The 22,640-nt window shown below is 60.6% G+C and carries 19 protein-coding genes; 8 read left to right on the top strand and 11 right to left on the bottom strand.

Features of this window, described 5'->3' with window-relative positions; all coding sequences use genetic code 11:
• Nucleotides 1-74 precede the first annotated feature (74 nt).
• The gene (locus AC13RE_RS22625) at nt 75-1,304 is read right to left on the bottom strand and encodes an ATP-binding protein (protein ID WP_488564596.1); all 1,230 of its coding nucleotides are present in this window, start codon (nt 1,302-1,304) and stop codon (nt 75-77) included.
• The gene (locus tag AC13RE_RS22620) at nt 1,301-1,993 is read right to left on the bottom strand and encodes a response regulator (protein ID WP_015343517.1); all 693 of its coding nucleotides are present in this window, start codon (nt 1,991-1,993) and stop codon (nt 1,301-1,303) included. Before AC13RE_RS22620 ends, AC13RE_RS22625 begins: the two co-directional genes overlap by 4 nt.
• Nucleotides 1,994-2,295: 302 nt before the next feature.
• Here AC13RE_RS22620 and AC13RE_RS22615 point away from each other — a divergent pair, with 302 nt between their 5' ends.
• From AC13RE_RS22615 to AC13RE_RS22605, 3 genes are all read left to right on the top strand, one after another.
• Entirely contained in the window at nt 2,296-2,958 is a 663-nt protein-coding gene (locus AC13RE_RS22615; RefSeq protein ID WP_488564595.1) for a phosphatase PAP2 family protein, read from the top strand.
• Between the two features lie 516 nt (nt 2,959-3,474).
• On the top strand, nt 3,475-4,104 hold the full coding sequence (locus tag AC13RE_RS22610; protein WP_112336116.1) for a ParB-like protein: 630 nt from the start codon (nt 3,475-3,477) through the stop codon (nt 4,102-4,104).
• Between the two features lie 213 nt (nt 4,105-4,317).
• Nucleotides 4,318-5,505 carry an arabinose transporter gene (locus AC13RE_RS22605; protein WP_488564594.1) on the top strand — a complete coding sequence of 396 codons (1,188 nt, stop codon included), beginning with the start codon at nt 4,318-4,320 and terminating at the stop codon, nt 5,503-5,505.
• Nucleotides 5,506-5,607: 102 nt separating this feature from the next.
• On the opposite strand, the gene AC13RE_RS22600 is transcribed toward AC13RE_RS22605, so the two are convergent.
• From AC13RE_RS22600 to AC13RE_RS22585, 4 genes are all read right to left on the bottom strand, one after another.
• Nucleotides 5,608-6,957 carry a c-type cytochrome gene (locus tag AC13RE_RS22600; protein ID WP_488564593.1) on the bottom strand — a complete coding sequence of 450 codons (1,350 nt, stop codon included), beginning with the start codon at nt 6,955-6,957 and terminating at the stop codon, nt 5,608-5,610.
• A 125-nt stretch (nt 6,958-7,082) separates the two neighbouring features.
• Entirely contained in the window at nt 7,083-9,347 is a 2,265-nt protein-coding gene (locus AC13RE_RS22595; RefSeq protein ID WP_488564592.1) for a xanthine dehydrogenase family protein molybdopterin-binding subunit, read from the bottom strand.
• Nucleotides 9,344-9,805 (bottom strand): (2Fe-2S)-binding protein, encoded by a 462-nt coding sequence (locus tag AC13RE_RS22590; RefSeq protein WP_112335900.1) that lies wholly within the window; start codon nt 9,803-9,805, stop codon nt 9,344-9,346. The genes AC13RE_RS22595 and AC13RE_RS22590 overlap by 4 nt, the downstream gene beginning before the upstream one ends.
• A gap of 277 nt (nt 9,806-10,082) precedes the next feature.
• Nucleotides 10,083-10,802, bottom strand: a complete 720-nt coding sequence (locus AC13RE_RS22585; RefSeq protein WP_132719187.1) for a CDP-diacylglycerol diphosphatase — start codon at nt 10,800-10,802, stop codon at nt 10,083-10,085.
• A gap of 334 nt (nt 10,803-11,136) precedes the next feature.
• On the opposite strand from AC13RE_RS22585, the gene AC13RE_RS22580 reads away from it, so the two are divergent.
• Nucleotides 11,137-11,340 carry a hypothetical protein gene (locus tag AC13RE_RS22580; RefSeq protein WP_112336114.1) on the top strand — a complete coding sequence of 68 codons (204 nt, stop codon included), beginning with the start codon at nt 11,137-11,139 and terminating at the stop codon, nt 11,338-11,340.
• A gap of 153 nt (nt 11,341-11,493) precedes the next feature.
• Here AC13RE_RS22580 and AC13RE_RS22575 read toward each other — a convergent pair whose 3' ends face one another.
• Nucleotides 11,494-11,841 (bottom strand): NIPSNAP family protein, encoded by a 348-nt coding sequence (locus AC13RE_RS22575; RefSeq protein WP_488564591.1) that lies wholly within the window; start codon nt 11,839-11,841, stop codon nt 11,494-11,496.
• A 531-nt stretch (nt 11,842-12,372) separates the two neighbouring features.
• Here AC13RE_RS22575 and AC13RE_RS22570 point away from each other — a divergent pair.
• From AC13RE_RS22570 to mgrA, 4 genes are all read left to right on the top strand, one after another.
• Nucleotides 12,373-12,846 (top strand): (2Fe-2S)-binding protein, encoded by a 474-nt coding sequence (locus AC13RE_RS22570; RefSeq protein WP_132719191.1) that lies wholly within the window; start codon nt 12,373-12,375, stop codon nt 12,844-12,846.
• Entirely contained in the window at nt 12,846-13,829 is a 984-nt protein-coding gene (locus tag AC13RE_RS22565) for an FAD binding domain-containing protein (RefSeq protein ID WP_488564702.1), read from the top strand. The genes AC13RE_RS22570 and AC13RE_RS22565 overlap by 1 nt, the downstream gene beginning before the upstream one ends.
• Complete coding sequence (locus AC13RE_RS22560; RefSeq protein ID WP_488564590.1) at nt 13,826-16,114, top strand: xanthine dehydrogenase family protein molybdopterin-binding subunit; 2,289 nt, start codon at nt 13,826-13,828, stop codon at nt 16,112-16,114. The genes AC13RE_RS22565 and AC13RE_RS22560 overlap by 4 nt, the downstream gene beginning before the upstream one ends.
• Nucleotides 16,115-16,408: 294 nt before the next feature.
• Complete coding sequence (gene mgrA / locus AC13RE_RS22555) at nt 16,409-17,452, top strand: L-glyceraldehyde 3-phosphate reductase (RefSeq protein ID WP_488564589.1); 1,044 nt, start codon at nt 16,409-16,411, stop codon at nt 17,450-17,452.
• A 63-nt stretch (nt 17,453-17,515) separates the two neighbouring features.
• On the opposite strand, the gene AC13RE_RS22550 is transcribed toward mgrA, so the two are convergent.
• From AC13RE_RS22550 to AC13RE_RS22535, 4 genes are all read right to left on the bottom strand, one after another.
• A complete protein-coding gene (locus AC13RE_RS22550) occupies nt 17,516-18,769 on the bottom strand; it encodes an LVIVD repeat-containing protein (RefSeq protein WP_488564588.1) in 1,254 nt (417 codons plus the stop codon).
• A gap of 74 nt (nt 18,770-18,843) precedes the next feature.
• Nucleotides 18,844-19,887, bottom strand: a complete 1,044-nt coding sequence (locus AC13RE_RS22545) for a substrate-binding domain-containing protein (protein WP_488564587.1) — start codon at nt 19,885-19,887, stop codon at nt 18,844-18,846.
• Between the two features lie 39 nt (nt 19,888-19,926).
• Nucleotides 19,927-20,961: an ABC transporter permease gene (locus AC13RE_RS22540; protein ID WP_488564586.1), complete on the bottom strand. Its 1,035-nt coding sequence runs from the start codon at nt 20,959-20,961 to the stop codon at nt 19,927-19,929.
• Nucleotides 20,961-22,442, bottom strand: a complete 1,482-nt coding sequence (locus AC13RE_RS22535) for a sugar ABC transporter ATP-binding protein (RefSeq protein WP_488564585.1) — start codon at nt 22,440-22,442, stop codon at nt 20,961-20,963. The genes AC13RE_RS22540 and AC13RE_RS22535 overlap by 1 nt, the downstream gene beginning before the upstream one ends.
• Between the last annotated feature and the right edge of the window lie 198 nt (nt 22,443-22,640).

Here is a 22,640-nt window from a genome sequence, read left to right as displayed (position 1 = left end):
GCTAGATCGCTACCGCAGACGATTGCGCCGATCCGGGGAGATTTTCAGGGTTCGCTCTGCCGCGATGGTTTTGCTCAACAAAGCCCGCTTTGGTGGGAGGCTGTTTCCTGCTCATCGAAACCATGTGTTTCTCCTGGCATGCTGTCCGTCAAATGGATTGACACCATCGCGCCGCCTTCCGGCCGGTTTGCGAATTCCAGGTGCCCCCCATGCGCAAGCGCGATTGCCTGCACCACGGATAGCCCCAGTCCGGTGCCGCCTGTCACGCGCGAACGCGAGGGGTCGCCACGCCAGAACGGGTTAACCGCGACGGCATCCATATCCAGCGGAAATCCCGGGCCGCGATCGAGAACGCGGATGATGACGCTATCGTCCGCGACCTGTTCGGTTTCGCATCGCAGCGAGCCGCCCTCTGCAGCGTAGCGGCATGCATTTTCGAAAAGCGCCAATACAGCCTGGCGGATACGGGGAGAGTCGGCTGAAATCCAGGCGGGTTTCAGCTCCGTTTCCACCTGCATCCTGCTGGCTTCCAGCATGGGCTTTGCCGCGGCGATGACAGTCTCGACCAATCGCGATGTGTCGATGCGCTGGCGCTCGATCACCAGCTTCTGGCCGATGGCGAGCGACAGGGTGCGCAGGTCTTCGACAACCCGCCCCAGGCCTTCGACCTGCAGGAGGAGATCGGAAATGATTTTCCGGTCCATTGGAAATACGCCGTCGAGCATGCTTTGCAATGATCCTTGCAGGATGGTCAACGGCGTGCGCAGCTCGTGTGCAACCGCCATGTTGTTGAAACGCAATCGTTCCTCCATCGTCTCCAGGCTGGTCGCAAGAGCGTTGAAGGTTTCGACAAGGCTCGCGACTTCGCGGGCGCTTCGATAGGAGGCGGGGACGCGGACGGAGAAGTCGCCTGATTTAAGGCCCTCGGCGGCAGAGGTGAGCTCTTCGAGCGGATGTGTGAGCCGACGCGCCAGGAAGACGCCGATCACGGCGCAGAGGAGCGCTGACATGAGGCCGAAGACGAGCACGGAAAGCTGCACCTTGAGATCCGTCGGCTCCGTCAGCGAATTAAGATGTTCGACAAGCAGCTTGAGCGAATCCCCATCGGGGATCTTGTTTTCGCTCAGCATCTTGTAGGCTGTTGCGGCTCGCGGCGGCAGGGCATCGCTGATACCCTGCTCCAGATAGGTCGCGTACCAGTTGACCCCCAGATAGGTCAGGCCGACGCTGAGCAGCAGCATGATCGTGATGACGACGGCCGTAAGCGTGGCAAGCGGCGCGCTGGGAAATCTCGGTTTCTTCATCTCGGGTCCGAAAAGCGATAGCCGATGCCGCGCACGGCAGGAAAGAAGCCGATCTGCCCCATTTCCTCCAGTTTGCGCCTGAGATTGGAAATGTGCGTGTCGACGGTCCGCACCAGAGCATCGCTTTCCGGCAGGCAGGCATCGAGAATATCGGCACGCGCGAAAGCCTGGGTCGGATGGCGGATCATATAGGCGAGGATGCGGAATTCGCTGAGCGTCAGCGGCAATGCAATACGGCGCTCATCCTTATTGATGAAGACCGTATAGCTGCCGAAGTCGACCTCCAGCGCGCCGAAGCGCTTGATGGCTTCTGCTCGCTCGCCCTGCGTCCGGCGCAAGACCGCTCTGACGCGGGCGACGACTTCCTGCGGGTTGAACGGCTTGACGATGTAGTCGTCGGCACCGAGGCGCAACCCGCTCAGGCGGTCTATGTCGTCAGCAACGGCCGTGACCATGATGACTGGCGTCGAGCCGGCCTGGCGCAGGCGGCCGAGCACGCCGAAGCCGTCCAGTTTTGGCAAACGAACGTCCAGCAGCACCAGATCCGGCTTCAAAAGCGCATGGTGCTGCAACGCGGTTTCGCCGTCGCCTGCGCGAACCGTGCGAAAGCCGTCCCGCGTCAGATAGCCCTCGAGTATCTGCGCGATCGCTGGTTCATCCTCGACAATAAGAACGAGACTGTTATCCACCCCTAGCGCCCTGTGCTTCTTCCGTTTTTCCGTTCGACTTTGTCGCCCGAACCTTACTATTGCGGACTAAGCCCGCTTCCGCAATTTCCAAACAGTTTTCCGATCGTCCGATGGCCGATTCTGAACAGAGCCTTCATGCGATCTTCGCCATTTCTTGACAATCGGGCTTCAGCTTGGCGCCGTTCCGCCTCTGGAGACATGGCATGTGGAAATTTGCATCGAATTCATGGAGCGCCGGCTCCGGTCAAATGCGGCCGCGTCAGCTGCAGGCAACTGCGGATAGCGAATTGGCAGTTATCGGCATGCTGATCGTCTGGACCAGCTTCGTCTTTGTGGTTTTTCCGAAGCTCGATCTGGCGGTCGCGCGCTTGTTTGCCCATGGGCATGCTTTCTGGCTGGCGGAGAATCCCTGGCTGAAAGCGGTGAGGGACATCGCTCGCCAAAGCCAGCCCTATATTGTCGGCGCCATGGCTGTCACCGTGGTTCTGCATGTCTTCCTGCCGCGGCGACTGCGGTTCTGCCCTCCCCACAAGCCATTGTTCGTGCTTCTGAGTTTTGCCGCCGGGCCGCTATTGATCGTGCAGACACTGAAGGTCGCAATCGGACGTGTACGCCCCCGTGACCTGATCGAATTCGGGGGCAAGGCCGACTTTACGCCGGTATGGCAGTTTTCTGGGGCATGCAGCCGGAATTGTTCCTTTCCTTCCGGTGAAGCCGCCGCGGCTGCGGCGGCGTTGTCCCTGTTGATTCTCGTGCCTGCACGGCGCAGATGGATTGCCGCGGCGATCATGGTGCCATGCTCGCTGTTCGTGGCATTCAACCGCGTGATCTTCGGTGCCCATTTCCCGTCGGATGTCATGCTCGGGTGGCTTTTGACTATATTCGCCATGGCCATGATCTGGCGCTGGATCGGCGCGAATTCGCGGGCGATCGATCGCTACGTCACGCGTCTTATGTTCAGGTGACCCCTATCGCCAGGGTGTCTCCGCAATGCGACAGTTCCAAGCAAACGGATGTTACAAACCTTAACACAACGTTTCTTCACCTTTCCTTCGATCAGCGTTTACCTATTTAGCGTTCGCCATGCCGCCGAACGCTATCGAGGCCGGTAAGGCGGACGGCGAATGGACCTGGTCAGGGTGAGAGTGATGGGATGGGGTTGGTAGATTGGGCGTTGCGGGGAATGCTCGAGATGGATGGCCGACGCAGGATGCGGTCCCGCAAAGACCATTATGAGCCGTGGGTCCTACTTGCCGTCGAGAGTTTCGAGCGGGAAATGCTGGCCTTCTACAGGCGTTCGCAGTTTACGGTGATCAAGAAAGCCGCATGACAGGCAATGAATCTCCGAACATGAGCTGTGCGTCTCACGGCAGGTTCGCCTTCAGCCGATACAGTTTGCCGATGAGCATATAGCGCCGACCTTGCCGGATCGGCCGGTTATGCTAGGCTCGGATGGTCCTGCCTTTGCGGAGAGCTTTCAAATGGTTACGCTGCGCGAACCGATCCTGCATCCAGTTCCCATCGAAGAATTGAGACCCACCCAGATCACCGTCGGCATGCGCGAGGTCAAGGCCAAGCGCAAGGCTTGGCGCCTCAAGGCAGAAGCCGCGGGCGACAAGGCCGGTGAGTTCCTCGGAAATCACATGGTGCCGACCATTCGCGGACCGCGCGGCCAATACTATGTCATCGATCATCACCATCTTTCGCTCGCGCTTTATGAGGAAGGGGTGAAGAATGTTCTCGTCACGACGGTTGCCGATCTTTCGCGACTTGACCGGGAATCCTTCTGGTTCGTCATGGACTGTCATGACTGGATGCATCCATTCGACGAAGAGGGGAAGCGTCGTGGCTATGAAGACATCCCGAAGAGCATCAAGGATCTGATCGACGATCCCTATCGCTCTTTGGCTGGCGAACTGCGGCATGTCGGCGGCTATGCCAAGGACACGACGCCGTTCAGCGAATTTCTCTGGGCTGATTTCTTGCGCCGCCGCATCAAGCGCAAAGATCTAGAGAAGAATTTCAAGGCCGCGCTGGAAAAGGCGCACGATCTTGCCAAGCACAAGGATGCCGATTACCTGCCCGGGTGGTGCGGTCCGGTCGCCGAATAACTCTGAACCGATCTCGCAAGCCTGAAGCTTCGTTGGCCGACCGCTCGGCTTCGCGAGCTCGGATTGACTCTGATTCAGCAAGCGCATATTGCAGATGCAGCCAGCCGTGCTGGCCGTAAGCGTTTGACGTCAAGCAACGCACTCAACGATCCTCGTCGGTCGGAGTGCGTTTTTTTATGCCTTCGCCGATCGAGGAAAAGCCTGGAGATTATCATGGCTTTTCAATCGACACCTGATCCGGCGCGCGGCCGGCTGATGCTGCTCAGCGCCATTCTCTTCATTTCCTATCTTTGCATCGGCATCTCGTTTCCGATCGTACCGCTTTACGTGAGCGGACAACTGCAGCTTGGCAATGTCTGGGCGGGGCTTGGCGTCGGCATCGCCTTTCTGGCGACGATCCTCACGCGCGGCTATGCCGGTGGGCTCTCGGACCATCGTGGCGCCAAGATCGCGGTGGCACAGGGGCTTGCATTCTATGTCGCCGGCGCTTTGACGGCTCTGGCCGCCGGCCTGCTGGCGCACATGCCATGGCCATCCTTCCTGCTCCTTCTCCTGGGACGCTTGGCTCTGGGGCTGGGAGAAAGTCTGGTTGCCGTTGGCGTCATTGCCTGGGGCATTGGTTTCGTCGGCCCGGCGCGTTCGGGCCGGGTCCTAGCGCTGGTCGGCGCTGCCATCTATGGAGCGCTTGCCGTGGGCGGGCCAATCGGGTTGATGTTGTTCAGCCGGTTCGGCTTTGCCGGGACGATGGCGATCAGCGCCGTCCTGCCGTTCCTCGGGCTGGTGGCGATCTGGAGGGTTCCCAGCGTTGCGCCGCATCCCGGTGAGCAGCGCCCGCCATTTTGGAATATCGTCAGCAGGGTCTGGCTGTATGGGGCGATCGTGTGCCTTCAGGGGATAGGCTTTGGCGCCATCGGCGCCTTCTTCACGCTCTATTTCCTCGACCAGGGATGGAACTACGCTGGGCTGGGCTTGACCGCCTTCGGCGTCGGCTTCGTTCTGGTGCGCGTGTTCTTCGGCCATCTGCCTGATCGTATCGGTGGCTTACCGGTCGCGCTCGGGTCACTGGCCGTCGAAGCGGTAGGCCAATTGTTGATCTGGAGTGCCACCGATCCCATGCTCGCCCTGGCGGGTGCCTTTTTGACCGGTCTCGGATGCTCGCTGATCTATCCTTCCATGGGCCGCGAGGTCGTCCGGCGGGTGGAGCCGCATCTGCGCGGCACGGCGCTTGGCGGCTTCTCGGCCTTTCAGGACCTCGCCTACGGGCTGACCGGGCCATTTGCCGGCCTTTTGGCCGACCGGGCCGGCTATGGCAGCGTCTTCCTGGCGGGCACTGCCGCTGCGATCGCTGGCCTGTTGATCGCGCTCTCGCTCCGCAGAATACGCACCGTCGCATTCAACTGAATGTTATACGGTCCCTGCTGCCGGCAGGGACCGTATAAACGCTTCGTGACGTTGCGCGATGTGGTCCTTTGTTGCCGGTAACGGCCAGCTCCCGGTGGGAAACTATCGCATCTGCAATATGATCGGGCTGCTGCTTACCGGATCCGTATGCTCGCGCAATGCCTTCACATCGTTCGCCGAAACCGCTCCGCCATGATTTCCCCAGGATGAGCGCACGAATGTCAGGACATCGGCAATCTGCTGGTCCGAAAGCTGCTGACGGAACGGCGGCATGCGATAGGCGTCCGGAATGCCGTTCGCCACGACGCGGCTGGAACCGTTCAGCGTTACATTGATCTGGGAAGCGTTTTCCTTCGCAAGCGAAGCGGCAGAGCCGGCGAGCGGCGGAATCCATTGCTGCTTTCCGCGGCCGTCGACACCATGGCAGAAGCTGCATTTGGCGACGAATGTCTGGGCACCCGGGATATTCTCGCGGTTGGAAAGCGATACGTTCTGGGCGGTACCTTCGTCATATTGCCAGGGGGTGCCGTCGCGGGCGGGATCGCCAGGCAGGGATTTCAGGTAATGGCTTATCGCCTTCAGATCGTCATCACTCATGAACTGTGTCGAATTGTTGAAGGCATCCGCCATCGAGCCGAAGACGACGGCATGACCGTTCCTGCCGGTCTTCAGGAAGGCATAGATATCGTCCTCGCTCCAGCGCCCAAGTCCGGTATTGGGGTCGCCACGCAGGCTCGGTGCATACCAGCCGTCGAGAAGGGCGCCGGAAAGATAGAGCGGACTGCTCTCATCCAGCGCTTTTTCCGCCATGGTGATGGCGCGCGGCGTATGACAGCTGCCGCAATGACCAGGCCCCTGCACGAGATAGGCGCCACGGTTCCACTGGTCATCGCCGGCCGTTTTCGGCTGATAGGTGCCGCCTTCGGTGAAGACCGCGTTCCAGAGCGCCAGAGGCCAGCGCATGTTCATCGGCCATTTGATGTCGGAGGGTTTGTCCGCCTGCTTCACAGGCTCGACCCTATTCATGAAATAGGCGTAGAGCGCACGAATGTCGTCGTCGCTCATCTTCACATAGGAAGGATAGGGCATGGCCGGATAGAGGCGATGCCCGTCGCGTGCAACACCCTGCCGCACGGCACGGTCGAAATCGGCAAGCGTATAGTTGCCGATCCCGGTTTCTTTGTCTGGAGTGATGTTGGTCGTGAAGATGGAGCCGAGCGGCGTCCCCATTTCCAGCCCGCCGGCGAAGGGAGCGCTTTTCGGCGTGCTATGGCAGGCGACGCAGTCGCCGAGGCGCGCGACATATTCGCCATGCTGCAGCAGGTCCTCCGAGGGCGCCTGTATCGCGGCGACATTGTCGAAGGGAGATGCCGGCGTGCGGGTTACGAACCATGCGACGCCGCCGGCCACAAGCACGATAATCAGGAGAAGAACCAGAAGAAGTTTCTTCAAGAGGGTGCCCTCATGTCTTTGCTTCGGGATTTCGTATTCTGTCAGGCGGAAGCCGACCAAGCCGGCTCTCGGACCAGAAATGAGCCGAGAGCCGGATATGTGCTTGGCGCAGCGAGTGCCGCGCCTCAGCTTTCAAAGGCGTAGTTGGAGAGAGGCATGCTGCGTATCCGCTTGCCCGTCAGGGTGGACACCGCATTGGCGACCGCAGGCGGGATGGCTGGCAGGCCCGGCTCGCCGATTCCGCCCATTTCCGCCCCGCTTTCGACGATGCGGACGTGAACGCGCGCCATGCGATCCGGCGGCAGGATCGGATAGAGGTCGTAATTGCGCGCCACCGGCTCGCCGTTCTTGTAGACGGCCTCCTCCATCAGCACCTGCGACATGCCGAGTGCGGTCGCCGAATTGACCTGAGCTTCGATGATTGCCGGATTGACGATGCTGCCGGGGTCGATCGCTTCCCAGACGTCATGGACGACGACCTGGCCGTTGCGGATCGACACTTCGGCGATCGCAGCCGTATGGCTACCGAACGGAGAGGCCATCGCCACGCCGCGCGCGCGCCGCGCACCGTCGTCTGCCGTGAAGGGCCCCCGCTTCCAGCCGCCGGAGAGATCGCCGGCCGCTTTGAGGAGATTGCTCAGCCGCTCGTTCTTTTGCAGCAGCTTGAGGCGCAGCTCATAGGGGTCCTGTCCACCCTTGTCCGCCAGCTCGTCCAGGAACGTCTCGTAGAAGAAGTCGTTCATGGAATTGCCGACAGAGCGCCAATAGGCGAGCGTCGTCGGGTTTTTGACGTAGATCTGCGCGATGCGGTAGTTTGGGATTGCATAGGATTTGCCGGCGAGGCCCTCCAGGGCCGTCGGATCGAGTGAATCCTCCTTATGACCGTAGACGCCTTCCGTCGGACCCTCGCAAGCGCTGATGGCCTCGAGTGCCACCGGCATGCCGCTGGCGTCGAGTGCGCCACGGAAGCGCACTGCCGCCATCGGACGCATCGGATCGCGCAGAAACTCTTCCTCGCGGCTCCAGATGAGCTTGACCGGCCGCCCGACTTCCTTTGCAAGCTGGATGGCCTGCGGATAGGGATTGGCCGACGGATACAGGAAATGCCGTCCGAAGAAGCCGCCCAGGATGGGGCTGTGGATTATCACCTTCGATGGATCGAGGCCGGTCAGCTTGGCGATGTCGGCCTGGAATTGCTCGGGCGCCTGGTTGGGCATCCAGAGTTCGAGACTGCCGTCCGGGTTGAAGCGGGCCAGGGTCGATGGAGGCTCCAGCTGCGCATGATGCAGATACTGGCTCCTGTAGGTGGCGGAAACGACTGTCTTGGCGCCGTCGAAAGCCTTGGCGATATCGCCGACATTCTCCGCTTCCTTGCCATTGCCCGGTTCGTTGGCGAGCTTGTCGTTGAAAGCTGCGGTTGAGAAATCGGCGGGCATATAGCGGAGCTCAGGATTGGCGTCCGAGCCGGGCTCCCGCCAATCGACCTGAGCGGCCTCGGCTGCCCGCTTGGCATTCCACCAGCGCTCGGAGACGACTGCAACAGCGCCGGGCAGGCTGTGGACGGAATGAACACCCGGCATTGCCTTGAGCTGCTCTTCGTTGCGGATCTTGCCGATGGTTAGGCCGAGGCGAGGAGCGTGCTGGACGGCGGCATGCAACATGCCGTCAACCTTGCAATCTATGGCGTAGACTGCCTTACCAGTTGATTTGTCATGCATATCCAGCCGTTCGACCGGTTTGCCGATCCAGCGGAATTTGCTTGGGTCCCGAAGCGCCACGCTCTCAGGGGCAGGAACTGGCAGATCCAATGCTTCGCTCGCTATGTCGCCATAGGCAAGGCTGCGCCCCGATGCGGCATGGATCACGCGGCCCGGCTCTGTGGTCAGTTCGGTAATGGGCGTATCCAGGCGCTTGGCGGCGGCTTGCAGGATCATGTTGCGGGCGAGCGCGCCGAGCCGGCGCATGGTCTCATAGCTGGTGCGCACCGACATGCTGCCGCCGGTGATGCGCATCTGGCCATGCACGACCAGATAGTCGCTGCCCGTGGGCGCGTTTTCGACGACGAAGGTTTTCGGATCTGCATCGAGTTCCTCGCCGACGATCTGGGCCATCGCAGTGAAGACGCCTTGCCCGCCTTCGACGAAGGGGCTCATGAAGCGGATGGTGCTGTCCGGGCGAATTTCGAGAAAGGCGGGAACGCGAGTGCCTGGAGGCATTGGGCTTGCCGCCTGCTGGGCTCGCGCGCGGCCAACCGGAACGCCAAAACCAAGCACGAATGCACCTGCGGCGGCACCGGCTGATGTCAGGAGAAAGTGCCGGCGTGAGATGTTGACCGGGGATCCTGTGGGAAACTCATCTTCGAGAACGAGATTGCGGCTGGTCTCGGTCATAGCGTTTCTCCTTCCTTGGAAGAGAGATCTTTGACCGCCGTCTTGATCGCGTTGTAGGTGCCGCATCGACAGAGATTGATCATCGCCGCAGCGATCTCATCATCGGAAGGATTGGGTATCTGCTTGAGAAGTGCGGTCGCTGCCACGACCTGTCCCGATTGGCAGTAGCCGCATTGCGGAACCTGATGCTTGACCCAGGCAGCGACAACACGCTTTCCAACCGGGTCCGCCTCGATCGCCTCGATCGTCGTAATCTGGCGGCCGGCGACGCTGTCGAGCGGCGTCACGCAGGAGCGCACCACTTCGCCATCGACAAGAACGGAACAGGCACCGCATTGTGCCAGCCCGCAGCCATATTTCGTGCCGGTCATGCCCAGCTCGTCGCGGATGATCCAGAGGAGCGGCGTATCTCCCTCCGAATCGACTTGGTAGGATTGGTTATTGATTTGAAGATTCATGGGGCGCCTCCTGAGGCTTTCGATCGCGAACCTTCATTGCCGGTGCTGCTCGATGATCTGGATGCTCAACGAACGGATGACGCATAGCTCAGGCTCACAACCCGGACTATAACACTGAACCGACCGCATCAAAAAGATTAGTATGTGAAAGGCGATAGACGTTAGAAACCGGATTCATAAATCCGGTTTCCAGGCTCATTTCGCTCGCGCGAAGGGAGGCCGCCGGATCGAAGAGGTGATCGATGCGGCCCCGGTACTAAGCCATAATATGTTGATTTTAATGCGTAATCGCGCAACTGTGATCCTGCACGTCCTCGCCGCCCATGCCGGGCACTGCGACATCGGTGAGGACAATGAAACCGGGGCCGTCTGCGAAATTGGCGCCGACAACCACGAGATTGTGATCGCCCATTTCCTTCGCCGGGTCCTTCAATGTCTTGGCGAGCGCCAGGAACGGATTGAAGTCGCCCAGTGTCTCGCCCTTAACCCGGACCGCCAAGAACTTGTGGCCGGCGATGGTATCGGGAAGGGGTGCCCAGTCGGTGCCGATCTGGTCGGCATCGGCCTTGAGGGCTGCCCGTGCATCGGCGCTCAGGCAATCGACGTGGATATGCAGCTGGTTCTGCGAGCGAGCCTGCTGCGCGTTGATGGCCAGGCTGAGGCCGTCGCGCGGGAGCGCATGCGGCAATCGGACATCGACATCGGCTCGCTCGGCCCAGGCATCGGCAAAGAAGTTATGCGTTGCAGGATCGAGGAGTGCCGCGCTCTCCATGCCAGTGATCTTATCGGTCGGAATCAGCAGAACTTGCGCAACGCCCCGCAGATCCTTCAGCATCGCGTAGTGCTCGGCCGTATTCACCGAAAGGCAGGGTGCAGTCTGTACCACGCACTTGTCATGAACGATCTTCCAGAGCACGTCGGAGTCGGCGAAGGCCGGCGCGAAAAGGAAGGGGAGGAAGGATGCGGCAAGAGCCGTGACGCGGCGCGAGAATGTCATGGCAGGAAATTTCCCAGGTTCAAACGGTTTGGCATTGTCCGAAATTCCGGAGGATTTAGCACAGGCCTATTAGGCTGATGTGACGGCTTGACGGCGGCAAGTGTCAAATGCGGGCAGGCGCGTGCCGTAGAGATTGCGTGATATCAGCTTCGCTTCATCTCGGGCTAAGGCCGCTTTCAGTTTGGTTGCCTAAATGGCGGAAGCCGGGGAAATCCAGTCTCGCACCCGGAGGGGATGAGGTCGTTCGCAATGGCCTTTGAACATCCGCTGCGAGGTGTTCGCAACGCTCGATCGCCGCAATTTGCGGCTGACACAAAACGATCAGGAGCTTGAAATGGGTATCGGAAAGCTGATTGAAGAAGTTGCAGGTGCCGTGGCTGCCGACGAGGCCGTTGAGGCTGTCGACCCGAATGCCGGTTTCCTGACGAAGGCCGCCGCCGCCGTCGCCGGCTTTGAAGGCGTCAACAAGCTGACGGACGTGCTGAAGGAAAAAGAACAGGAACCGGCTGCCGACAATAGCAGCGACCAGAACGGCTAACAGGAAGCGGCAAGCACGCCTGCCGAAAAGATTTTGAAAGCCGGGCATGTCCCGGCTTTCTGATTCTCTCGATAGCTACCGCATCCTCTCCACAGCTGGCGATCGCACCGCGGATCTTGACGTAGATCTCATCGATCAATTTTCTACTCGTCTTCAGCCATCGGCCTCGACGGAGACAAAGGGGCGAAAGAATCTAGTCGGCTGCAGGATCGAACTGGCGATATTGGCGATGATCGGCCCTGACGTCTCGCTCCTTGCCAGAGCCTCCTTCCAAGCCGGATCAGCCACGAATTCCGCCCATTTCCGCTGGCGCTCCTCCAGCGATTGCCATTCGAGGAAATAGATGAGGTCGTTACTGGAGGGCCCGACCATCGTCGTCCAGAAACCGAGGGGGCGGATGCCGAGCCGGCTCCAGATCGCCAGTGTCGCCGTTTCGAAGCGCTCCTGGAGCGCTGGCAGCTTGCCGGGCAAGCAAGTATAGATGCGCATTTCATGGATCATGAAAAATCCTCCTTGGGTGAATTCAGAACAGGCCGAGCATGTCCCTGCGAGCCCGACTTAAAACTAGTTGAGCGATAACAGCGGGTTGTGATTCCTTGTGGTGCTGAAACAAAACGGCGTTTTCGATGATGTGCTCTACTATTGCTCGATTTGAGCATAACTGAAACGGGCTTCATGTTTCAAGTGATTTTATGGGCCGGGAATGGGCGCTGATCGATCCCCTGATTCCGCCGGCATGCAGTGGTGGGCGACGTAGGACAAGCAGCAGAGGCTCTTCTCATCCTCCGATCGGTTCAAGATTTGCCCCTCTGTCGGGGCTTGACGAAAACAAGCCAGGCATTAATTTAAACGGAGGCGCCTCCGTTTATTCGTGGTGTCCTCTGCTTCCCAATTCAGATGAGAGCCGACCGTGGCAGCACAATCCCATCGGCCCCGTCTTCCTGAAAGAAACCCTCAGCAACCGGTAGACCGACGAAGAGTTTCTACTAGATTTCGTAGGTCTCATCTTCGTGACGATGGCAGGAGCTTATCATGACACGAACCATCCATATCGCGCTCGACATTAACGGGCAGCGCCACGAACTCGATATCGAGCCACGTGTGACGCTGCTCGATGCGCTGCGTGAGCATCTTTCCCTCACCGGTACCAAGAAGGGCTGCGACCAGGGGCAATGCGGCGCCTGCACCTGCCATGTTGACGGTAAGCGCGTGCTATCCTGTCTGACGCTGGCTGCACAGGCCGAAGGTCGCGAGATCACGACGATCGAGGGGCTCACTGGCGAAGCCGGCGATCTGCATCCGGTCCAGGCGGCTTTCATCGAGCAGGACGCCTTCCAGTGCGGTTATTGCACGCCGGGCCAGATCATGTCGGCGGTTGCCTGCATTCGCGAAGGGCATGCCGGCTCGGATTCGGAAATCCGCGAATATATGTCCGGCAATCTCTGTCGGTGCGGGGCCTATAACAGCATTGTTGCGGCGGTGCGCCAGGCCGCGGAGGTGGCATGATGCGAAACTTCTCCTATCTGCGTGCCACATCGACGGCGGAGGCTGCCCAGGCGGCGCAACAGGCCGGCGCCCTGCTGCTTGCAGGCGGAACGACGCTGCTCGATCTTGCCAAATGCGGTGTCGGCGAGCCCGATACCGTCATAGACATTACTCATCTCTCCGGCATGAGCGGCATCACCGTTACCGCCGATGGTGCAACGATCGGCACGCTTGCCAGGATGAGCGAAGTCGCCGATCACAAGGATATCCGCGCAGCTTTCCCGGCCGTTTCCGAATCCTTGTCTCTGGCGGCGTCGGCGCAGCTCCGCAACATGGCGACGATCGGGGGCAATCTCCTGCAGCGCACGCGCTGTTCCTATTTCCGCGATCCCGGCGCCTTTCCCGCCTGCAACAAGCGCAATCCCGGTTCCGGCTGTTCGGCGATCGGCGGCGTAACCCGCAATCACGCCGTGCTTGGAACGAGCGAGGCCTGCATCGCCTCCTATCCCGGCGACCTGGCGGTTGCTCTGGTCGCATTCGATGCCGTGGTGGAGACGGATAGCCGCAAAGTTGTCGTCGATGATTTCTTCCTCCTTCCGGGCGATGCGCCGGACAAGGAAACCGTCCTGCAGCGCGGCGAGATCATCACCGCTGTCACTATTCCAGCCTCCGCCGCTGCCCGGAACTCCACCTACCTCAAAATCCGCGATCGGCAGTCCTATGAATTTGCTGCCGCAAGTGCCGCAGTCGGCCTCGAGCTTGAAGCCGACGGCAGGACGGTCCGCGATATTCGCGTTGCCATCGGCGGGGTCGCCACCAAGCCCTGGCGGGCACGCAATGTGGAGCAAGCGCTGATCGGTAAGACGCTCACCTCGGAAGTCGTCGAAAAAGCCAGCCGGTTGGCCATGGAGGGGGCCGTCGATCATGGCGGCAACCGTTACAAGATCGAACTTGCGCCGCGCGTCATTGCCCGCGCCATTTTCAAAGTGGGAGGTCTCGCATGACCATGATGGAACCCCGTAAACATGGCGATGCTTCCGACGGCACGGTCGGCGGTCGTCAGTCGCGCTTCGAAGGCAAGATGAAGGTGACGGGTACGGCGACCTATGCCCTGGAATATCCGGTCGAAAACCTCGCCTACGCCGTCCTCATCCAGAGCACGATTCCGGCTGGCCGCGTTATCAAGGTTGATGCTTCGGCAGCACTCGCGATCCAGGGCGTGCTGCTGGTGCTGACGCCGGAGGACGATCTCGGTCTCAAGCTTTCGGCTGATTGGGGCGGCAACAAGCCTGCCGACGGCCCGTATTATCCGCTGCCGCGGGAGGTGCAGTTTAACGGCCAGTCGATTGCCGCCGTCATTGCCGAAAGCAGGGAATTGGCGACGGAAGCCGCCAGGCTGGTGCGCATCAGCTATGAAGAGAGCAAGCACGTCGCCGATCTCAACGATCCGAATGCCGGCGAGGGCAAGCTCATGGAGCCGCTCTCGGTTGCCTGGGGTAATGCCGAGGCTGCACTCGCCGCTTCCCCGGTACGGATCGAAGCGGAATATTCCACTCCGCGCGAATATCACGTCGCGATGGAGCCACACGGGCTGACGGCGAAATGGGATGGCGACCAGCTGACCATCTGGGAGCCGAGCCAATGGTCGCATGGCATGGCGCGCATGTATTCGGAATGGTTCGACATGCCCTATGAGAATGTCCGGATCATCTCGCCCTTTATCGGCGGTGGTTTCGGCTCCAAGGGGCAGCCGCTTGCCTATGGCGCAGTGGCTGTCGCGGCCGCCAGAAAGCTCGGTCGGCCGGTGAAACTTGCGGTCACCCGCCCGCAGAATTTCACGAGTTACGGCGGACGCGCAGGGACCAGACAGAAGATCGCGCTTGGCGCGACGGAGGATGGCATCCTACAGGCGATCGTCCATCGCGGCGCCAGCGAAACCTCGCTCGATGCCGACTGGCCGGAGCAGACGGGGGCGGCAACGTCGATCCTCTACAAGGTGGAGAACTTCTCCTCGCAGCATCGGGTCGTGCCGGTCAACAGCGTGACGCCCGGTGCCCTGCGTGGTCCCGGCAAGAATCCGAGCGCCTATGGCATCGAATGCGCCGTCGAGGAACTGGCCTACAAGCTCGGCATGGACCCGCTTGAGCTTCGGTTGAAGAACTATGCCGATCACGACTATCAGTCCGGCAAACCGTGGTCGACACGCCGGCTGCGAGAGGCGCTAACGGAAGGTGCGGAAGCCTTCGGCTGGTCGCGGCGCAGCCACGCGCCGCGCTCGATGCGCGACGGCAAGACGTTGATCGGCTGGGGCATCGGCTGCGGCACCTTCCCGGTCATCCGGGCGCCGAGCGAGGCGATGATCCGCATTCTCGGGAACGGCCGGGTCGAAGTCGTCAGCGGCGCCATCGACATGGGGCAGGGGACCTATACCATCCTCGCCCAGAGCGCCGCGGAAGTCTTCGGCATTCCGGTCGATCAGGTGGACGTCCATCTCGGTGATTCACGCCTGCCGGGATCGGCGATCGCTGGCGGCTCGATGCTGGCTGGATCGATCATGGGTGCCGTCCACAAGGCGGCGGTCGCGGCCCGCGACGAACTCACCGGCCTTGCCCTCAGCGATGCCAACTCGCCTTTCCGCGAGACGGGCGCGAACACGCTGAATTTCACCGAGGGGCGCATCGTGGCACCGCGCGGCGAGACGCCATCGCTGACTCTGGCCGAGCTGATGTCCGCGCTGAAACGTGAGGAGATCGAAGTCCGGCGCAACACCCTGCCTGACGGTGCGAACGCACAGGAGCAGCTTCAGGCCTGGACCACGATGGCTAAAGTTCAAGGGCCGACCATGGGCGATTATTCCATGCACAGCTGGTGCGCCCATTTCGCCGAAGTGCGGGTCGACGAGGATTTCGGTACGGTGCGTGTCTCCCGCATGGTCTCCGCCTTCGATTGCGGCCGCCTCTACAATCCGAAGCTGGTCGAAAGCCAGTGGCGCGGCGGCATCATCATGGGCATCGGCCAGGCGCTTCTCGAAGAGGGCCTGATCGATCAGCGCAACGGGCGAACCGTCAACAACAATGTCGGCGACTACCTCGTGCCGACGAATTCCGACATTCCGGATATCCAGGTGATCTCCGTCGGTGTGCCGGATTTCAATGCCTCGGCACTTGGCGGCAAGGGGGTCGGCGAGGTCGGTATCGTCGGCGTGGCGCCGGCGATTGCCAACGCCGTATTCCATGCCACGGGCAAGCGCGTTCGCGACTTGCCGATCACATTGGAAAAGCTGCTCTAAGGGCAGGCAGGTTCGAGCCGCATTGCGTAAAGCATGCGGCTCGAATGCTTCGAGGCTCCCCCAGTTCCGGTGGAAAGGAATGGGCGATCGCAGATTTTTGTGCGGTTCGCGAGAATGCCGAAACGAGATCGGCGCGGTTCTCGAAGCGCTCGGTTAGCAAACTCATTGTGCTGGAAAAAACTTCTCTTCTTTCGTCGATAAAAAATATGGATTGGCTTCTCATCGAATGCCTCTCTGCCATTCTGTGCCCGTATCGCTACCCGCACCAATTTGATCGACAGAAAGACAAAAATCATGACCTACCGCCCCGATCCGGAACGCTATGACTCGGCGCATTTTCGCCGTGTCGGTCGAAGCGGCCTCAAATTGCCCGCCATCTCTTTCGGCCTCTGGCACAATTTCGGCGATACGACGCCCCTCGATGTCCAAAGGTCGATCCTTTTCAAGGCTTTCGATCTCGGCATCACGCATTTCGATCTCGCCAACAATTACGGCCCGCCGGCGGGAAGCGCGGAGATCAATTTCGGTCATATCCTGAAACAGGATCTGGCAGCTTATCGCGACGAGCTCATCATCTCGTCCAAGGCCGGCTGGGAGATGTGGCCGGGTCCCTATGGCCGAGGCGGCGGATCGAAGAAGGCGCTGCTTTCCAGCCTTGACCAGAGCCTCACCCGGCTCGGCGTCGATTATGTCGATATCTTCTATTCCCATCGCTTCGATGCGGAGACGCCGCTGGAAGAAACGGCCGATGCGCTTGCCCAGGCGGTCCGGCAGGGCAAGGCGCTCTATGTCGGCGTATCGTCCTATTCCGGCAACAAGACGCGCGAAATCGCAGCACTTCTGAGGGAGCGACAGGTGCCGCTTCTGATCAATCAGCCGGCCTATAATCTCTTCAATCGCTGGGTCGAGAAGGATTTGCTTGCCGCGACGGATGAAGTCGGAGCCGGTATCATTGCCTTCACGCCGCTCGCCCAGGGCTTGCTCACCAACAAGTATCTCAACGGCGTTCCGCAGGATGCCCGTGTCAACCGGCCGGGCGGGGACTTCCTGCGTCCGGAGCATTTGAAAGAGGAAAACATCGATCGCGCCCGGGCGCTCAACGAGATCGCCAAACGTCGCGGGCAGTCGCTCGCCCAGCTTGCCATCGCCTGGGTTCTTAGAGATCCGCGCGTGACGTCGGCCTTGATCGGTGCAAGCTCGGCGCGTCAGGTCGAGGAAAACGTGGCCGCCCTGAACGACCTCACATTCAGCCCCGAGGAACTCGCGGAGATCGATCGTTATGCCGTCGAAGGCGGTATCAATCTTTGGGAAAAGCCCTCGCATGACGAGGCCGTCTGATACGATTGAAGGATCTGCCCGAACCAACGGGCAGATCTCTTTTGCGGGAGCTAAGCTCTCGCGTCAGCCGCCATATTCGATGATCTCAAGTCCAGCATTGTAATCCGTCGCATAGATCAGACCCCTGGCGTCCACAAAGACGTCGGCGGACTGGATGACTTTCGGCCGGCTGGGACGGCGGTCGGTCATGACAGTCGGTCCTGCGGGCACGAGAGCGCCCGTTTCGACCGGACGATAGGGGGCGGAAATATCGAAGGCACGGATACCGGCATTCTGCCATGTCGCAAAGATCAAGGTCTCGGAGACGAACGAGCCGGGCCGGTTTTCATGCAGATTGTGCGGGCCGAAATGACCGCCCTTCTTCGCGTAGTCGATTTCGGCCGGGATCGGAAAGGTCGAGATGCTGATCGGATTTTTGGGCACGCGGATGTCGAAGATCCAGGTATGTTTCCGGCCGTCTTCCTCATTGTCCAGCACGGCTTCATCCGCCACAACAAGAAGATCGCGGCCGGGAAGCGGCAGCGGCGAATGCGTGCCGCCGCCATAGGGCGGGCACCAGTTATGGTGCTTGATGAGCCGAGGGGCGGAATGATCTTTGATATCGAGGAGTGTCAGTCCGCCATCTCGCCAGCAGGCATAGGCGGTGTCGCCATGAACGAGTGCATGGTGCAGGGCATAACGCTTGCCGTCGCCCCAATCAGGCGTTTCTCCCGCCGCCCTGTTCATGCCGGGGAGCCACCATTGGCCGACAAGTTCGGGCCTGGTTGGATCGGCCATGTCGATGGTGACGAAGATATAGTCGGTAAAGCCGTCGAGCAGCGCCGAGGCATAGGCATAGCGGCCGCCGACATACCATAGCCTGTGAAAGCCGACGCCTTCGACATCCAGTTGGCCGATCTTGCGCGGCCTGTCGGGAACGGAAATATCGAACACGCTCATGCCGGCGGTCCAGGCGCGCTCACGCTTTCTGGAGGCGACGGTCTCACCGACGGACTGCGTGTAGTAGGCCTTCTCGTCCGTGAAGGTTTCCACGTCGGCAAAGAGATCGAGCGCATTGATGACCAGCAACAGGTCGTCATGTGTCTGCAGATGGATGTTCCAGCTATTGGCCGGCGCCGGCACGTAGTTGACCGTCTTCGGGCTTTTCGGGTCGCGAACGTCAACGATCGAGAAGCCCTGAGACCAGGGATGGGCGACATAGGCGTAGCCGCGATGAACCATCAATTGCAGCCCATCGCCACGGCCGCCGATATCGCTATGGCCGATCAGTGTCATGTTGCGGGCAAAGTCGGGTTTGGGCAGTTCGGTCGACACCATGGGTCTTCTCATGCATAAACAGAGTAAAGAGGGCCGCCTTTGACGGCGGCCCCTGTGAAAGCGGCTGGTAAGCCTTAGTTCTTGGCCGCCGGGATCCAGGCAGCCGTCGCGGCATCGCTTTTCAGGAAGGCCGGGAATTTCTGCTGCAACTCTTCGATCGTGCCGATCTTGTTGTTGATGAGATCGTCACGCGTAATCAGCGTCGGCTGCAGGAGAACGGAGCGGCCCGGAGACTGGCCGGCAATGGCGAGCGAAACGGCGCGAACGGAAACTTCCCCGACGACGGCAGCGTTCGTCGCGGCGGTCGCGACCCAGGCGCTGTCCGGCTCGACCATCAGCTGGATATCGGCGGTCGAGGTATCGACGCCATAGATCTTTACCTGACCGGAAAGGCCGAGCTCGTCGATGGCGAGCTTCACGCCTTTGGCGAATTCATCCCATGGCGTGAAGATCACCGAAATATCCGGATTGGCGCGCAGCACCGCCTTCGTCTGATCGGCGACGGAGGCGGGAACGGTATCATTGACCACGCCCCATACGGCCTTTTCCTTGAGATTGTGCTTGGCAATGAAATCCTTCCACACCGCATAGCGGCGGTCGAGCGGCGCGAAACCGGCAACGTAGACGGCACCGCCGGTAAAGCCATCACCCTTATCCTTCACGGCCTGGTCGAGCACGAGCTTGGCCATATCCTTGTCGCTCTGTTCGATCTGCGGAATTTGCGGATTGTCGAGGTTGACGTCGTAGGCGACCACCTTGATGCCTTTGTCGAGCGCCTTCTGCGCGACATCCTTCAGGACCTCGGGACGGCCATTGTTGATGACGATGCCGTCGACACCAAGATTGATCGCCTGCTCGACGAGGTTTCGCTGGGTATCATTGTCATTGCGGGCCTGCGATACGGTGAGGTTGACACCAAGCGCATCCGCCTGCCGCTTGACGCCGGCCTCGAAGGCCTGCAGCCAGTCGCCGCTGCCAAGGAAGCTGATGACGGCGATATTGACGGTTCTTTTATCGAAAGGAGCGGGCGCGCCGCTAAGTCCCGCCGCCGATGCCGTAGTCATGAAAAGCGAGCCGGCGACAACGGCCGAAGCGATGATTTTGAATAATTTGATCATTGAAAATCCATTGAGTGTTGATTGGGACGGATGGCGGGATCACGCTTTGCCGCGGCTGATCCCATAGGTAAGTGCGAGCGCACCGACGAGAACGGCGCCCTTGATAAAGTCCTGCGTGTAATAGGGTGCGTTCAGCATCGTCAGGCCGTTCAAAAGCACGCCGACGAAGACGGCGCCGATTGTCGTGCCGAGAACGTTCGGACGGCGCAATCCGAGGACGGCAAAGCCGATGAGCGAGGCTGCGACGGAATCCATCAGCAGCGAGGCGCCTGAGGAAACGTCTCCTCGACCGACGCGGGCAGCGACGATGATGCCGCCCAGAGAGGCGAGAACACCAGAGAGCACATAGGCAAAGGTCTTCAGGTGGGCGACATTGGCGCCGGCCAACCGTGTCGCCGCTTCATTGCCGCCGGTGGCGTAGAGAAGGCGACCAAGACGCGTACGCTCGGTCAGCACATAGAGCGCGAGTGCGACGATCAGCATGAGGATGACGGGAAAGGGAATGATGCCGAACAGGCTAGAACGTCCGATTGTTAAAAAGGCGGGGTCGACCCTGCCTGACGCCGTCGTCCCGTCGGGAAGGATCAAGCCGACCGAGATCGAGCGCCCCGCCGTCGGGATCAGCTGCAGCCCCGTCAGGAGAAACATGGTGGCCAACGTCGCCAGAAGATCCGGTACCTTGAGCCTGACGATCAGTAGAGCATTGGCGAGCCCGACGATCGCGCCGAAGGCAAGCACCAGCGGCACGGTTTCATAGGCGTTGAGACCCCATACGATCATCGCATAGCTCGCGGCCATGACACTGGAGGCAGCCACCGCGCCAACGGAAAGATCGAAGCCGCCGATGGCGAGCGTCACCGTGACGCCGGCACCGATAATGGCGACCACCGAAACCGCCTGGAGGATGCTCATCAGATTGTTGATGTTGATGAAGGCCGGCTGAGCGAAGCTGAAGATGATGACAAGGGCAAGGAGGAGAATAAATACTGCTCCTCGCCGCACGAATTCCCGCGGTGAAACCGTATTACTTACTGGCCTGACCTGTTCGGGGATTTCTGCGGTACCTTCACTCATCAGGCATATTCCTTGTTCTGTCGGTCGCCTGCGGCCGCGTCAGCGACGTCTGTGAGACCATGATGTTCCATCAACAGCACCCGATCGGCGACTTCGAGCGCCTCTTCCGGATCGGATGTTGCGATCAGGGTGGCGCGGTCGGTGTGGGCGCGTATGGCCGCGATAATGTCCTGGCGTGCGCCGACGTCGACCCCCTGGAAGGGCTCGTCGAGAAGCATGAGCCGGCTTGGCTCCGCCTCCCAGCGGGCGAGCACGACCTTTTGCTGATTGCCGCCGGAAAGCGACCAGACGGATGCCTCAGGACCGAGGGCCTTGATGCCGAGGCGCCGGATGGCCTTTTCTCCCTCGCGACTTTCCCGCCCGGAAAACAGGAAGCCCGACGGATACCAATGTTTCAGATGCGGCAGGCTGATCGTTGCCGCAATACTCTCTCCCGGCCAGTCCGATGGCATGAGAGAAGAGCGATGGCGGTCAGCGGCGGCCATGACGACGCCGCGGGCGATTGCATCCGCGGGTGAGCCGGGCTGAAATGCAATGCCGTCCAGGAGTGCCGTGCCGGAGGCAAAGCGCTCAAGGCCGAAAAGTGTCGACAGAAGCCGGCTCTTGCCGGCGCCGAGAACGCCGGTAATGGCAACGACCTCGCCGGCATGGAGCCTCAGATCGATCGGCGGGCTGTCGGCAAGCAGCCGGACACCCTGAAGTTCCAGTATGGCCCGGTCGAATTGTTCACGGCGATGTGGGCGAGCCGCCTTCATAGAGCGGCCAATCATGGTTTCGATGGCGGCGTCGAAGTCGATCGGCTGCGAGAAGGCACCGACATTGCGGCCGCCCCGCAGGACATCAACGCGATCGGCGAGCGCATCGAGATCGGCCGTACGGTGCGAGATATAGAGAATGCCCAGGCCGCGGGCCTTCAGTCGGCGGACGATATCGTAAAGCCGGGCCGTTTCGCGCGTAGAGAGGCTTGCGGTCGGCTCATCCAGGATCAGCAGCTGCGCTTGATTGGAAAGGGCGCGGGCTATGGCGACCATCTGCCGGTCGGCGGTGCCCAGATCGCCAAAATCGCGGTCGAGTGGCAAGTCGAAGCCGGCTTCCGATAGGATCGCTTCCGCCTTCCGCCGCACTGAACGTTTCGACAGAAAGAAGGACTGGCGTCCGTCAACATACTGGTTGAGCAGCAGGGCATCCGCGACCGAAAGGCCGGCGATCCCGACGACGTCGGTCGATTGATGCACGGTAACGATGCCCCGCGCCGTTGCCTCGGCGGGGCTTTCGGGGCGATAATCCGCGCCACTCCATAGAATACGGCCTGAATCGGCGCGATGAATGCCCGACAGGATTTTAACCAGCGTCGACTTGCCCGCGCCGTTCGCTCCCATCAGCGCGACGACCTCGCCGCGATCGACGGTCAGAGACGCTCCAGCCAGAGCCTGTGTCGAGCCGAAGGCAAGAGAAAGATTTTGGGCATCCAGCAAGGTCATGGGCAAGGGGTCACCGATTGTCAGCGGTACTCGTAAGCCACTGGCATTCAATTAAAAGGACAAGCCTTGCTTTGTTTATTTAATCTATAGAATAAATTTTTCCTGCGCTTCGGTTCGCTCCCGTTCCGGTCTCTACGGGTGGGCGGCGAGACCGATCAAGCCTTGTCCAGGCCTGTCACCGGGGAGTTTAATTTGTCT

It is taken from the genome of Martinezella sp. CNPSo 3959, assembly GCF_057784355.1.
The sequence above is the reverse complement of the archived record's forward strand: the minus strand, read 5'-3'. Positions and strand labels throughout refer to the sequence as shown.